Origin of the sequence: Pararhizobium mangrovi (assembly GCF_006516965.1) — a bacterium.
GTDB classification, from domain to species: Bacteria; Pseudomonadota; Alphaproteobacteria; order Rhizobiales; family Rhizobiaceae; genus Pararhizobium_B; species Pararhizobium_B mangrovi.
On record NZ_VHLH01000038.1, the window covers coordinates 1 to 12,980 of the forward strand.

The window sequence follows — 12,980 nt, forward strand, 5'->3', positions numbered from 1 at the left end:
TCAGTACAATTGGCACCGTCCCCATGGCGGGATAAACGACACCGTGCCCATCAGCCGCCTCGGTCTCGATCAGGACAACCTGTTGAGGCTCTAAAGAGCATTCTCCAACCGGACCGATCACCCGGCGCCGCGAACGATTGCGGGATAGAGCGCAGGACCTGATGCACTCGGGGCGAGGCGTTCAGCGTTGGAGCCGGGCGATCGTGCGGACCTTGTCGCGCAAGCGCCTGGCGATGCTGCGGGTGTTTTCGTAGAGGTGATAGCGCGTGGCGACCTGGCGGACGTCGCGGTCGTTTTCCGGCGTCAGGCCGACGACGAGGGTGCCGATCGTGGCACGCTCGGCCCAGAACCGATCCATGACCGGATGATCCGGAAGCGCGCAGGAATCGGTGCGCAGTATGTTGGCGTCCTCGAGCTGCCATTCGGTCAGCCGGCGCATCAGCAGTGCACCGGGCGAATCCTTGCCCTGGGCTTCGTCGTAAGCCGTCTTCCAGGTGTATGCCGTGCCCCCCATGACGAAGACCACCATGCCGGCGATCATGCGGCCGTCGAGATCGAGGGCGTGGATACGCACCGCGTCGATTTCGGCGAGATTGGCGATGGCCTCGCGCGTGAAGGCGGCACGGTAGCGGTCGTTGATGAGGGCGGTGCGCTGTCGTCCCTTCCAGCCGTCGGCTTCGAGGAACAGGAAATCTTCGAGCCGCCGGGCCACGGCGTCCGGCTGGCGTGCGACGTCGTAGGTAAGCCGACCCGTTCCTTCCAGCCGGCGTTGCTGACGGTTGAGTTCGTTGCGGCGGTGCTTCGACAGGCGCTCGCGCAGATAGGTTTCGCCGTCGAGCGTCGATTCCAGCACGGCCCGGCTGTGGCGCTGGACTTCGGCGAGCGCGAGACCGCGCGAGAGCGCAATGGCGCGCAGCGTACGCACGAACGGCCCGTCGAGGTCGAGTTGCGGCAGCACCATGACGCCGGGAAAGCCGGCTTGCGCGTCGGCGAGACCGCCGAAGAGATCGTCCAACGTGCCGGCGGCATCTTCGCGATCGACGATCGGCGTGCCGTTCGGCGCGAAGGGATTGGCCCAGGCACGCAGGATCGGCAGGCCGATCGCCGGGCGGCGGTCGATCGAGAAGGGCATGACGAAGCGCAACCGGCTGCGTCGCTCGTCCTCGTCGCGCACCATCAGAAGCCGGATCTGCCGGTCTTCGAGCCGTGGCATCGCCGGCGCCAGGAACCGGCCGGTGAAGAAGACGTTCGGCTCGATCGCCCGGTTGGTCAGGAAGTCGAGCTCGCGCTGGAGATCGTAGCCGGCCCGTGCGGGGTAGATCGAGAGCGTACGGCCCGGCGTTTCGAGCGGCAGGGCGCGTTCGGTCTGCGGGGTCCCGGGAACGGGCTCGGGCCGTGCGGCATGGATCGGGTGCGTGCGGGAACCCTCGTGTTCCGCGAACCGCGGAGTCTCCGTCATGATGTCGAACCGATCGGCATGCCGCAGGAGAGGCAGACCGCACCGCGGCCGTCGCGGCGCGCCGTCGCCGGCATGCGCATATCGGTCTCGACAGGGGAGATCGCCACGGCCGTCCGCCTTGCTGAATGATGCCGCGAAGCTGACATCCGGGTGTTAAGAAAGCTTTGTCCGACTTATCGAAATCGGTGAAGGCCGTACCGGTTACGCGATGTGCCGAGCGCTGCTGCTTCTGTCGGCAACGCTCTGGGCGCTTTGCGACCCGATCGAATCAGTTTGGCCGGAAAGACTTCAGACGTAGGCGCCGTGGCAATGCTTGAACTTCTTGCCCGACCCACAGGGGCAGAGTTCGTTGCGACCGACCTTACCCCAGCTTTCCGGGTTGGCGGCATCGCGTGCTTCCGGCGCCATCGCCGGGTTCGCCATGGCCGGGTTCGCCATTGGCCGGGTCAGCGTCTCGCCGTCGGCGAACTCGTCCTCGCCGGTCAGCGGATCGGCGTGGTGCGCTTCCATCTGCTGCGGCTGGATGAGATCCGGTTCCGGCTGTTCCTGGACGAGCTCGACCCGCATCAGTTGTGCCGTCACGTTCTGGCGCAGATTGACGAGCAGGCTCTGGAAGAGTTCGAAGGCTTCGGCCTTGTACTCCTGCAGCGGATCGCGCTGGCCGTAGCCGCGGAAGCCGATGACCGAACGCAGGTGGTCGAGATTGACGAGATGCTCGCGCCAGAGGCTGTCGAGCGTCTGCATAACGATCGACTTCTCGACATAGGGCAGCACTTCCGGGCCGATGCGTTCGGCGCGTTCGGTCGCCGCCTTGTCCGCGGCCGCCGTGATGCGCTCGTGGATGTCGTCCTCAGCGATTCCCTCCTCTTCGATCCAGTCCTGGATCGGCAGGTCGAGGTTCAGGTGGGTCTGCGCATCCTCGCGCAGACCTTCCGCGTTCCACTGCTCGGCGTAGGCGTTTTCGGGAATATGCCGCGCGACCATCGCGTCGATCACCTCCGAACGCATGTCGGCGATCGTCTCGGAGATGTCCTCGGCGTCCATCAGCTCCAGGCGCTGGTCGAAGACGACCTTGCGCTGGTCGTTCATGACGTCGTCGTATTTCAGGAGGTTCTTGCGGATGTCGAAGTTACGGCCCTCGACCTTCTTCTGCGCCCGCTCGACCGCCTTGTTGATCCACGGGTGGACGATCGCCTCGCCCTCCTCGAGGCCGAGCTTCTGCAGCATGCCGTCCATCCGGTCGGAGCCGAAGATGCGCATCAGGTCGTCCTGCAGCGACAGGAAGAACTTGGAGCGGCCCGGATCGCCCTGTCGGCCGGAGCGGCCGCGCAGCTGGTTGTCGATGCGCCGGCTCTCGTGGCGCTCGGTGGCGAGCACGTAGAGCCCGCCGGCGGCCTTCGCCTCTTCCTTCAGCCTGGCGATCTCCTCGCGGATGGCGGCCTCGCGCGCCTGGCGCTCCTCGCCTTCCACCGCGGCGTCGATCTCGCGCTCGAAGCGCATGTCGGGGTTGCCGCCGAGCTGGATGTCGGTACCGCGGCCGGCCATGTTGGTTGCGATCGTCACCGCGCCGGGCACGCCGGCCTGAGCGACGATATAGGCCTCCTGCTCATGGTAGCGGGCGTTCAGAACCTGGAAGTCCTTGACGTTCGCCTTCTTGAGAACTTCGGCGAGCACTTCCGACTTTTCGATCGACGTCGTGCCGACGAGGACCGGCTGGCCGCGCCCCTGCGCTTCCTCGATGTCCTTGACGATCGCCGCGTACTTCTCCTCGTTCGTGCGATAGACCTCGTCGTGCTGGTCGTCGCGCGCGATCGGCAAATTGGTCGGCACCTCGACCACGGAGAGGCCGTAGATGTTGCCGAACTCCTCGGCTTCCGTCGTCGCCGTACCCGTCATGCCGGCGAGCTTGTCGTACATGCGGAAATAGTTCTGGAAGGTGATCGAGGCGAGCGTCTGGTTTTCGGGCTGGATGGTGACGTGTTCCTTCGCCTCCAGCGCCTGGTGCTGGCCTTCCGAATAGCGCCGGCCGGGCATCATGCGGCCGGTGAACTCGTCGATGATGACGATCTCGTCGTTGCGGACGATGTAGTCCTTGTCGCGCGTGAACAGCTTGTGGGCCTTCAGTGCGTTGTTCACGTGGTGGACGATGCCGACGTTCTCGATGTCGTAGAGCGATTCGCCGCGCAGCATGTCGTCGGCGGCAAGCATCTGCTCGAGCTTTTCCGTGCCGTCCTCGGTGAAGTTCGCGGTACGCTCCTTCTCGTCGACCTCGTAGTCCTCGTCGGAAAGCTGGAGGATATAGGTGTCGATCGACTTGTAGAGATCGGACCGGTCGTCGAGCGGGCCGGAGATGATGAGCGGCGTGCGCGCCTCGTCGACGAGGATCGAGTCCACTTCGTCGACGATCGCGTAGGCGTGTCCGCGCTGGACCATCTGTCCGCGCTCGTACTTCATGTTGTCGCGCAGATAGTCGAAGCCGAGCTCGTTGTTGGTGCCGTAGGTGATGTCGCAGGCATAGGCGGCACGGCGCGCGTCGTCGTCCATGCCGTGGGCGATGACGCCGACCGACATGCCGAGGAAACGATAGATACGACCCATCCACTCGGCGTCGCGCGAGGCGAGGTAGTCGTTCACGGTGACGACATGGACGCCCTTGCCGGCAAGGGCGTTCAGGTAGACGGGAAGGGTCGCGACCAGCGTCTTGCCTTCGCCGGTCTTCATCTCGGCGATCGCGTTGTCGTTGAGGATCATGCCGCCGATGAGCTGCACGTCGAAGGGCCTGAGGCCGATGACGCGTTTGGAGGCCTCGCGCACGACGGCGAAGGCGGGCACCAGAAGGTCGTCCGTGCTCTTGCCGTCGGCGAGTTCGCGCCGGAACTCGGCCGTCCTTGCGGCGAGCGCCTCGTCGGTGAGCGCGGCCATCTCCTCTTCCAGCGCGTTGATCGCGGGGACCTGCGCGCTGTAGCCCTTGACCTGTCGGTCGTTCGAAGAACCGAAGAACTTGCGCGCGATGCCGCCGAAGCTGACCATGAAGATGGTCCTTTCTATCTGGTCTTAGAAGCCGGGACGTGCTCGGCGATGATGCGCTCGCCTCGACGATGCCCAGGGTCCACACCCGCCGGAACCGGGCCGGCCCCCTGTCTGGACCCACGGTTTCGGGACAGATAAGAGGGGGTTTGGAGGATGTCAACGTCGCCGGAAACGCCCCGGCCCGTCACATCATCGCCGGATTCATGGCGCCCCCAAGGCGCCCGCACCAACCGAAAAAGACGGGAGCCACCAGAACCATGCGCTATTCCCCATTGCTCGCCGCGGCACTCCTTGCGTGTGCCACCGGCGCGCAGAGCCCTGCATTCGCTGCCGACAACGCCGGTTCCAATGCCAAGCAGGCCCCCAAGCAGGCTCAGGCCGGCAGCACCGCGACCGGTTCGGATGCGGGCAAATCGTCCGCCGACGGCACTCAGGGTGGCGACAACCAGCCGATCTCTCCCGACACGGTGGTCGCCACCGTCGGCGACATGAAGATCACCGGCGCCGACCTGCAGATGGCGGAGGCCGGCCTCGGCCAGCAGCTCGCGCAGGTGCCCCCGCAGCAGCGACAGGTCGCCGCACTTTCCGCCGCCATCGACGTCAAGCTGCTCGCCAAGAAGGCCGAGCAGGCGAACATCCAGGACAGCGACGAGTTCAAGCAGCAGATGCAGTATCTGCGCGAGCGCGAGCTGCACAATCTCTACTTCCAGGAGAAGATCGCCGACGCGATCACCGAGCAGGACATCGAGAAGCGCTACAAGAAGGAGATCGCTTCCCAGCCGGCTCAGCAGGAGGTCGAGGCGCGCCATATCCTCGTGAAGACCAAGAAGGAAGCCGAGGACATCATCAAGAAGCTCGACAACGGCGCCGACTTCGCCAAGCTCGCCAAGGACAATTCGACCGGTCCGAGCGCCGAAAAGGGCGGTGAGCTCGGCTACTTCACGAAGGGACAGATGGTCCCGGCATTCGACAAGGCCGCCTTCTCCCTCAAGAAGGGGCAGTACACCGAACAGCCGGTGGAGACCCAGTTCGGCTGGCACGTCATCAAGGTCGAGGACAAGCGCGACGCCAAGCCGCCGTCACTCGATCAGGTCTCCGACCAGATCCGCCAGGTGCTCCTGCAGGAACGCTACGCCGAGGTGCTTCAGCAGGCGCGCAACGACGTCAAGGTCAACGTCGAGAACAAGCAGCTCGCGCAGGCCTACGATGCCATGAACGCCGCCGAGGCCGCGCAGATGAAGAGCGAAGACGGCTCGTCGGGCAATGGCCAGAGCGACAGCCAGGGCGGGGCGTCGGACACCGACTCCTCGAACGCCAAGTAAGGCTTCGGCGAATTGGCGCCGGCCCCTCTTCGGGCCGGCGTACGGCATGTGTACCGTTTCGTCGCGGCCTGGTGGCCGCGCGATCTCCTGAACGCCAGCGGAAGACGACGATGAGCCAGACGACGGTTTCCCCGCTTGCGCCCGATACGATCGCGGCACTGCCGGCTCTTGACGGCGTGCGCCTGTCGACGGCCGCCGCCGGCATCAAGTATGCCGGTCGGCCCGACGTCATGATGATGGTGTTCGACGCGACGGCCGACGTCGCCGGCGTCTTCACCCGCTCGCTGTGTCCTTCCGCCCCCGTCGACCATTGCCGGCACGCGCTCGCCGCCGGGCGGGCACGCGCGCTCGTCGTCAATTCCGGCAACGCCAACGCCTTCACCGGCCGCCTCGGCGCCGAGGCGACGGCGCGAACGGCCGATGCTACGGCTGCCGCGCTCGGCTGCGGCGACAACGAGGTCTTTCTCGCCTCCACCGGCGTCATCGGCGAACCGCTCGACGCCGCCCCGATCGTCGACGCGCTGCCGACGCTTGTCGCTTCGGCAAACGGCGAAGGCTGGCTCGACGCCGCGCGCGCCATCATGACGACCGACACCTATCCGAAGGTCGCCACCCGCATCGCCAGGATCGACGATGTCGACGTGACGCTGAACGGCATGGCGAAGGGTGCGGGCATGATCGCCCCGGACATGGCGACGATGCTCGCCTTCGTCGCCACCGATGCCGACATCGATGCGAAGGTTCTGCAGGCGCTTCTCGTCGAAGCGACGGAACCGACCTTCAACGCCATCACGGTCGACAGCGACACCTCCACTTCCGACACCCTGCTCATGTTCGCGACGGGCACCGCCGGCGCGCGCGGCCAGGCACGGCTGGAGAGCGCCGACGATCGACGGCTCGCAGATTTCCGCCGCGCGCTCGCCGATCTGATGAAGGATCTCGCGCTTCAGGTCGTCAGTGACGGCGAGGGGGCGCGCAAGCTGGTCGAGATCACCGTGACCGGCGCCTCTTCGCCAAACGCGGCAAAGCGGATCGCCCGCTCGATCGCCGACTCGCCCCTCGTCAAGACGGCCATCGCCGGCGAGGACGCGAACTGGGGCCGGGTGGTCATGGCTGTCGGCAAGGCCGGCGAACGCGCCGAGCGCGACCGTCTGGCCATCTGGTTCGCCGACGTGCGCGTCGCCGTCGACGGCATGCGCGATCCGGATTATTCGGAGGAAGCCGCCGCGGCCGTGATGCGCGAGCCGAAGATTCCGGTGCGGGTCGATCTCGGCATCGGGCAGGGGCAGGCGACGGTGTGGACCTGCGACCTGACGCGGGAATACGTCGCGATCAACGGTGATTATCGTAGCTAGGTGCATGGGAGTCCGGCGATGACGACCGTTTCCGGCGATATTGGCGTGGAAGCGGCGGCGAGACCGGATCTCGCGGCCGTCCGCCGGCTCGAGGCCGTCGGCTTTCGCGCCTGGCCGGCCGCCTCCGTGCAATACGACGGAAGCTGGCAGCTTCGCCTGACGGCCGGTCATCCCTCCAAGCGGCTGAACTCGGTCAATCCGCTCGACCCTTCGGACACGAACGACCTCGAAACCCGGATCGAACGCGCGGCCGGCCGGTTTCGCGCCTACGGCCGGCCGCTCGTCTTTCGCCAGACGCCGCTCGCGCCGGATCCCCTCGACGCCTATTTCGACACGCATGGCTGGTCGCGTTTCGACGAGACGCAAGTGATGACGGCCGATATCGCCGCCATCGACCTTTCGGCCGCGCAGGATCGCGTGCCGGTGCGCGATCTCGGGCGCTACGTCGATGCTTCGATCGCCATTCTGGGCCACGACCTGGCTCTCAAACCGGGTCTCACGGAAGTGCTGAGCTCCATCCGGCCGCCGAGCGGGCTCTTCGTGCTTGCCGACGATGCCGGTCCGGCCGCCTCCCTTCTCTGCGTCCAGGACAACGATCTCGCCGGCCTGTTCGAAATCGGGACGCGCGCCGATGCGCGAAGGCGCGGGCTTGCGCGCAGTACGATCGCCACCGCGCTCGCCTGGGCCCGACAGAACGGCGCGCACCGCGCCTGGCTGCAGGTCGAACGCGCGAATGCGCCGGCGCTCTCGCTCTACGGTGCGCTCGGTTTCGAAGAGACCTACCGTTACGTCTACCGCCAGCGGAGCGAACCATGAGCATGGATACGCGGACGCGGCCGATCGTGCTGGTCGTCGCCTGTGCGCTGATCGACACGGACGGCCGCCTGCTTCTGGCACAACGGCCCGAAGGCAAGCCGATGGCAGGCCTTTGGGAATTTCCGGGAGGCAAGGTGGAGGCGGGGGAAAGCCCGGAGACGGCCCTCCTGCGCGAACTTGCGGAAGAACTCGGCGTGGAAACGGACGTTGCCTGCCTCGCGCCGCTCACCTTCGCGAGCCACGCCTATGACGACTTCCATCTGCTGATGCCGTTGTTCGTGTGCCGGCGTTACCGGGGCATTCCGGCTCCGCGCGAGGGCCAGGCGCTGAAATGGGTGCGCGCAGCGGCCCTTCGCGACTATCCGATGCCGCCCGCCGACGCACCGCTGATCCCCTTTCTCCAGGACCTCCTGTGAAGCCCGCCGGGCCCGCGCCTTAAGGACTTCTTTACGTGTATGGCCTAGCCGTGAATGCGGTGAGGCCGAACGTGGGGACGTCATGCAGCGCAACGATTTCTGGACGACCGTGCGGCAACGCGACGTGCGATCGGGTGCCTTCGGCGGCGCCGGCGCATTGCGCGCCTCGCTGCTCTTTGCGGGACTGGCGGTCCTCGCGACGCTCCTCGTGACCCCGCTTCTCGCATCGCGCGACATCTCGCTTGCCACGCGTACGGCAAGGCTCGACCGGATGACCACCGGCTCGATCGGCGCAGGCGTCACGGACGGTGCTTATACGGTACGGCGAAGCGTCACGCAGCCGATGCCCGCGGTCCTGTGCATCGTCGGTACCGGCCGCAAGGATACGTGCCGGTAAACGCCTCCTCCCGTCATGGCTTGAACCAAGCCCGGGGCCCGTCTCTTACGACGCATCCGCCGCTTCGATCTCGCGGGCGGCCCGCTCGCGCAATTCCCGGCGTATGATCTTGCCGGTCGTCGTCATCGGCAGGCTTTCGACGAAGGCGATCTCGCGCGGGTATTCGTGCGCCGAGAGCTTGGCGCGCACATGTGCCGACAGATCGGCGGCCAGCGCCGGGGTTCCGGCTTCACCGGGACGCAGCACCACATAGGCCTTGACGATCTCGGTGCGCACGGGATCGGGCTTGCCGACGACGGCCGCCAGCGCCACGGCGCGATGGCCTTCGAGGCAGTTCTCGATCTCTGCCGGTCCGATGCGGAAGCCGGAGGAGGTGATGATGTCGTCCTCGCGACCGATGAAGGTGATGTAGCCTTCCGTATCGGCGATCGCGTGGTCGCCGGTCAGCATCCAGTCCCCGCAAAACTTCGCTTCGGTCGCCGCCGCATCCCGCCAGTAGCCGAGGAACATGACCGGGTCGGGCCCGGCGATCGCGATCTCGCCGCGCATACCGGGGCCGACCGGCGTGCCATCGGCATCCAGAAGCGCGACGCGGTGGCCGGGAAGCGGCAGCCCGGTCGAGCCGCGCCGCGCCGCGCCGTTCTGCGCACACGAGCCGATGACGGCGTTGCATTCGGTCTGGCCGTAGAGTTCGTTCACGGGCACGCCGAGGGCGCGTTCGGCCCATGTGGCGGTTTCGGTGCCGAGCGGTTCACCGGCGGACGAAAGCGTGCGCAGGTCGATCGCGAAGCGTTCTCGCGGCGCCTCGACGGTCGCGAGCAGGCGCAGGGCCGTCGGCGGCAGGAAGGCGTTGCGTACCTCCATCTCCGCAAGGATGCGACAGGCCGTCTCGGCGTCGAACTTCTGTGCCTTCGACGCGACGACGGGCACACCGAGCGCAAGTGCCGGAAGGAGCGCATTCAAAAGCCCGCCGGCCCAGGCCCAGTCCGCCGGCGTCCACATGCGGTCGCCCGGCTGCGGCAGGAAGGCGTGTGTGTATTGGATGCCCGGCATGTGACCGGCGAGCACGCCGTGCCCATGGAGCGCCCCCTTCGGTGCGCCGGTCGTGCCCGAGGTGAAGATCATCAGCGCAGGCGTCGCGGCCGTGGTCGCAACCGGTTCGAGCAGCGTATCGTCCGCGTCGCACATGGTTTCGAAACCGAACGCGTGGCGGTCGGCGCCGTCGATGCTGACGCAGCAGGAAAGCGCCGCGCGCCGATCGGCAATTTCGGCGAGCTTTTCGAGGCCCATCGCGTTGGTCACGACGGCACGCGCGCCGGACACGAGCAGTCGGTAGTCAAGCGCATCCGGACCGAAAAGAAGCGCAAGCGGCACCGCGATGGCGCCGAGCCGATAGATCGCGACATGCGCGACGACCGTCTCGAAACTCTGCGGAAGGAGCAGGGCCACACGGTCGCCCTTCGTGATGCCCTTTGCCGCAAGCGACCGTGCGAAGGCGCTCGACCGCCGCGCGAGCGTGCCGTAGCGCATCGAACGGTGGCGACCGTCCGGTTCGAAATAGTGCAGGCACGTACGCTCCGGCTCGCGCAGCGCCCACCGGTCGCAGACCTCGTATGCGATGTTGTAGCGTTCGGGGATGCGCCAGACGAAATCGCGCATCATCGCCTCGTAGCTTTCAGCCGGTTCCAGCATCACCGCGCCTTACCATCACAACGCCCGCCCGCGCCGATCGAATGGTGCGGCGCAGCATTGGTTCGAGCCTCCTCTAGCGCGTTCGCCCGTGACTGTCGAATTCCCGACCCTTTGCCTTTCGCGCCGCGTTCTGTTTCATGCGGACGAAGGCGATCGCGAAGAACGCGGGGATCATGACGCTCGAGCAGTTGCGCATATTCGTGGCGGTGGCCGAACGCGAGCACGTCACCCGGGCGGCCGAGGCGTTGAACCTCACCCAGTCGGCGACGAGCGCGGCGATCTCCGCACTCGAGAAGCGCTACGACACCCGGCTCTTCGAGCGCGTCGGCCGGCGCATCGAACTGACCGAGGCCGGCCGGCTCTTCCTCGACGAGGCGCGCGCCGTGCTGGCAAGGGCCGGAGCGGCGGAGACGGTTTTGACCGATCTTGCCGGCTTGAGCCGGGGAACCGTGCGCCTTGCCGCCAGCCAGACCGTCGGGAACTACTGGTTGCCCCCACACATGGCGCGCTTTCACCGGAACCACCCGGCCGTCGAGCTGCCGCTTGCCATCGGCAATACGGACAGGGTCGCGGCGATGGTCGCCGAAGGCAGTGCGGATCTCGGCTTCATCGAAGCCGACATCGCGCGCGAGGATCTGCGCGTCGACGAGCTTGCGCAGGACCGGCTCGTGCTCGTCGTTCCCCGTGACCACGCATGGGCCGGGCGCCCCCCGGTCGGCTGGGCGGCGCTTGCCGAGAGCGCGTGGGTGCTGCGCGAGCCGGGTTCGGGCACGCGGGCGATGTTCGAGAATGCGTTGATCGCCAAGGGCTGTACGCTCGCAAGGTTCCACACGGCACTGGAACTGCCCTCCAACGAGGCGATCCTCGCCGCCGTCGCGGCGGGTGCCGGCGCGACGGTCGTCTCGGAGCTCGCCGCGGCGGCAGCCATCCGCTCCGGCCTCGTCATGCAGGTGCCGCTTGACCTGCCACAGCGTCGCTTTTTTCTCGTGCGCCAGGTCGAGCGTCGACTGGGTCCGGCGGCCTCGGCCTTTCGCGAGGCGGTCGAAGCCTTGGAAGGTTAGCCCGCGCTCTTGCCGCGGTTCCTCATGTCGAGCAGCGAGACCGCCCATATCGCGATGCCGGCGAGCGCCAGCGCGCAGCCGACCCATCCGGCCGAAGTGAACCCGTAGCCGGCTTCGATTGCCATGCCGGTGAGGAGCGGGCCGAGCGCGTTCGCGACGTTGAAGGCGCTGTGGTTCATCGCCGCGGCAAGCGTCTGCGCGTCGCCGGCGACGTCCATCAGGCGGGTCTGGAGAACGGGCGAGAGCCCGCCTGCAGCACCGATCAGGAAGACGAGGCTCGCCATCGACCACACATGGGGGGCGGCGAGCGGAAACAGCGCGTAGAGCACCGCGGCCACGGCGAGGATGCCACCGGCGGTCGCCATCAGCGCCTTGTCGGCCGCCCACGAGGCCGCAAGTGTGCCGAGCGTCGCGCCGACGCCGAAGAGGCAGAGGACGACCGGTACCATCGCCGGCCCCGTTCCGGTGATGGTGAGCAGCGTCGAGGCGGCGTAGCTGTAGACGGCGAACATGCCGCCGAAGCCGACGGCGGCGATCGCCAGCGTGAGCCAGACCTGGCGCCGGGCGAGCGTACCGAGTTCGCGCAGCGGGCTGGCACCCGCGATCGGGTCGCCGCGCGGGGCGAAGAGGGCGATGAGGCCGACCGTCGCCAGCGCGAAGGCGGCGACGACGACGAAGCCCCAGCGCCACCCGAAGACCTGGCCGAGCACGTTGGCGAACGGCACCCCGACGACCGTCGCGACGGTCAGGCCGATCATGGTGCGCCCGACGGCGAGCGCACGGCGATGCGGAGGCACGAGCGAGGAAGCCATGAGCGCGGCGACGCCGAAATACGCACCGTGCGGCAGGCCGCTCATGAAGCGGAAGACGAGCATCCATCCGTAGGTCGGCGCCAGCGCGCTCGCCGCGTTCGTGACCGCGAAGACGAGCATGAGCGCGATGAGCAGCGTGCGCCGTGCGAGCTTGGCGGCGAGTACGGCGATCGCCGGCGCGCCGACGACGACGCCGAGCGCATAGGCGCTGATGACGTGGCCGGCCGTCGCCTGGTCGATGCCGAGACCCTTCGCGAAATAGGGCAGAAGGCTCATCGTCGCGAACTCGGTCGTCCCGATCGCGAACCCGCCCATCGCGAGCGCGAAGAGAACGAGGCCGACACGCGCGGCAGGCCTTTCCCGGCCGGATGCGCGCGCCGCGCCGGTGCGGAAGGTATCGAGGGCAGGCACGGCGAGGCTCCTCGTGGGACCGGGACGTTTCGGCAGGCTTCTTCGTACGGGCGACGAACGATGCCGACATCGTCGGATCGTACGATGCGACGGACGCACGGCGGTCCGGCGATCCCGTCTTCGATGAAAGAGAACGCCGATTTGGCGGTTTCGGCAAGCGATGCCGGCGCATGCCAGCCTTGCAAATCGCCGTGCCATCACCTTTGATC

Annotated in this window: 10 protein-coding genes; 6 read left to right on the plus strand and 4 right to left on the minus strand. The window is 67.2% G+C overall.

The window, feature by feature from the left end:
- Positions 1 to 181: 181 nt before the first annotated feature.
- Entirely contained in the window at positions 182 to 1,459 is a 1,278-nt protein-coding gene (locus tag FJU11_RS16305) for a GNAT family N-acetyltransferase (protein ID WP_141168143.1), read from the minus strand.
- 288 nt (positions 1,460 to 1,747) lie between these two features.
- Positions 1,748 to 4,489 (minus strand): preprotein translocase subunit SecA, encoded by a 2,742-nt coding sequence (gene secA, locus FJU11_RS16310; protein WP_141168144.1) that lies wholly within the window; start codon positions 4,487 to 4,489, stop codon positions 1,748 to 1,750.
- A gap of 257 nt (positions 4,490 to 4,746) precedes the next feature.
- On the opposite strand from secA, the gene FJU11_RS16315 reads away from it, so the two are divergent.
- The 5 genes from FJU11_RS16315 to FJU11_RS16335 all read left to right on the plus strand — a co-directional run bounded on the left by FJU11_RS16315 (position 4,747) and on the right by FJU11_RS16335 (position 8,795).
- A complete protein-coding gene (locus FJU11_RS16315; protein WP_235891081.1) occupies positions 4,747 to 5,811 on the plus strand; it encodes a peptidylprolyl isomerase in 1,065 nt (354 codons plus the stop codon).
- 110 nt (positions 5,812 to 5,921) lie between these two features.
- Positions 5,922 to 7,166 (plus strand): bifunctional glutamate N-acetyltransferase/amino-acid acetyltransferase ArgJ, encoded by a 1,245-nt coding sequence (argJ, locus tag FJU11_RS16320; protein WP_141168145.1) that lies wholly within the window; start codon positions 5,922 to 5,924, stop codon positions 7,164 to 7,166.
- An 18-nt stretch (positions 7,167 to 7,184) separates the two neighbouring features.
- Entirely contained in the window at positions 7,185 to 7,982 is a 798-nt protein-coding gene (locus FJU11_RS16325) for a GNAT family N-acetyltransferase (RefSeq protein ID WP_141168146.1), read from the plus strand.
- Positions 7,983 to 7,984: 2 nt separating this feature from the next.
- Complete coding sequence (locus tag FJU11_RS16330) at positions 7,985 to 8,398, plus strand: (deoxy)nucleoside triphosphate pyrophosphohydrolase (RefSeq protein WP_141168169.1); 414 nt, start codon at positions 7,985 to 7,987, stop codon at positions 8,396 to 8,398.
- Between the two features lie 82 nt (positions 8,399 to 8,480).
- Entirely contained in the window at positions 8,481 to 8,795 is a 315-nt protein-coding gene (locus FJU11_RS16335) for a hypothetical protein (RefSeq protein WP_141168147.1), read from the plus strand.
- A gap of 45 nt (positions 8,796 to 8,840) precedes the next feature.
- On the opposite strand, the gene FJU11_RS16340 is transcribed toward FJU11_RS16335, so the two are convergent.
- Complete coding sequence (locus tag FJU11_RS16340; RefSeq protein ID WP_141168148.1) at positions 8,841 to 10,487, minus strand: AMP-binding protein; 1,647 nt, start codon at positions 10,485 to 10,487, stop codon at positions 8,841 to 8,843.
- A 137-nt stretch (positions 10,488 to 10,624) separates the two neighbouring features.
- On the opposite strand from FJU11_RS16340, the gene FJU11_RS16345 reads away from it, so the two are divergent.
- Positions 10,625 to 11,548 carry a LysR family transcriptional regulator gene (locus FJU11_RS16345; protein WP_328591736.1) on the plus strand — a complete coding sequence of 308 codons (924 nt, stop codon included), beginning with the start codon at positions 10,625 to 10,627 and terminating at the stop codon, positions 11,546 to 11,548.
- Here the strand turns inward: FJU11_RS16345 and FJU11_RS16350 are convergent.
- Positions 11,545 to 12,771 carry an MFS transporter gene (locus FJU11_RS16350; protein WP_235891082.1) on the minus strand — a complete coding sequence of 409 codons (1,227 nt, stop codon included), beginning with the start codon at positions 12,769 to 12,771 and terminating at the stop codon, positions 11,545 to 11,547. The two genes, FJU11_RS16345 and FJU11_RS16350, sit on opposite strands and share 4 nt — an antisense overlap.
- Positions 12,772 to 12,980: the final 209 nt, after the last annotated feature.

What these genes read in the sequence shown, in the direction of transcription:
- FJU11_RS16305 (WP_141168143.1), bottom strand. Translation starts at nt 1,459, where the DNA reads ATGACGGAGACTCCGCGGTTCGCGGAACACGAGGGTTCCCGCACGCAC.
- FJU11_RS16340 (WP_141168148.1), bottom strand. Translation starts at nt 10,487, where the DNA reads ATGCTGGAACCGGCTGAAAGCTACGAGGCGATGATGCGCGATTTCGTC.
- FJU11_RS16325 (WP_141168146.1), top strand. Translation starts at nt 7,185, where the DNA reads ATGACGACCGTTTCCGGCGATATTGGCGTGGAAGCGGCGGCGAGACCG.
- FJU11_RS16335 (WP_141168147.1), top strand. Translation starts at nt 8,481, where the DNA reads ATGCAGCGCAACGATTTCTGGACGACCGTGCGGCAACGCGACGTGCGA.
- FJU11_RS16315 (WP_235891081.1), top strand. Translation starts at nt 4,747, where the DNA reads ATGCGCTATTCCCCATTGCTCGCCGCGGCACTCCTTGCGTGTGCCACC.
- FJU11_RS16345 (WP_328591736.1), top strand. Translation starts at nt 10,625, where the DNA reads ATGCGGACGAAGGCGATCGCGAAGAACGCGGGGATCATGACGCTCGAG.
- argJ (WP_141168145.1), top strand. Translation starts at nt 5,922, where the DNA reads ATGAGCCAGACGACGGTTTCCCCGCTTGCGCCCGATACGATCGCGGCA.
- secA (WP_141168144.1), bottom strand. Translation starts at nt 4,489, where the DNA reads ATGGTCAGCTTCGGCGGCATCGCGCGCAAGTTCTTCGGTTCTTCGAAC.
- FJU11_RS16330 (WP_141168169.1), top strand. Translation starts at nt 7,985, where the DNA reads ATGGATACGCGGACGCGGCCGATCGTGCTGGTCGTCGCCTGTGCGCTG.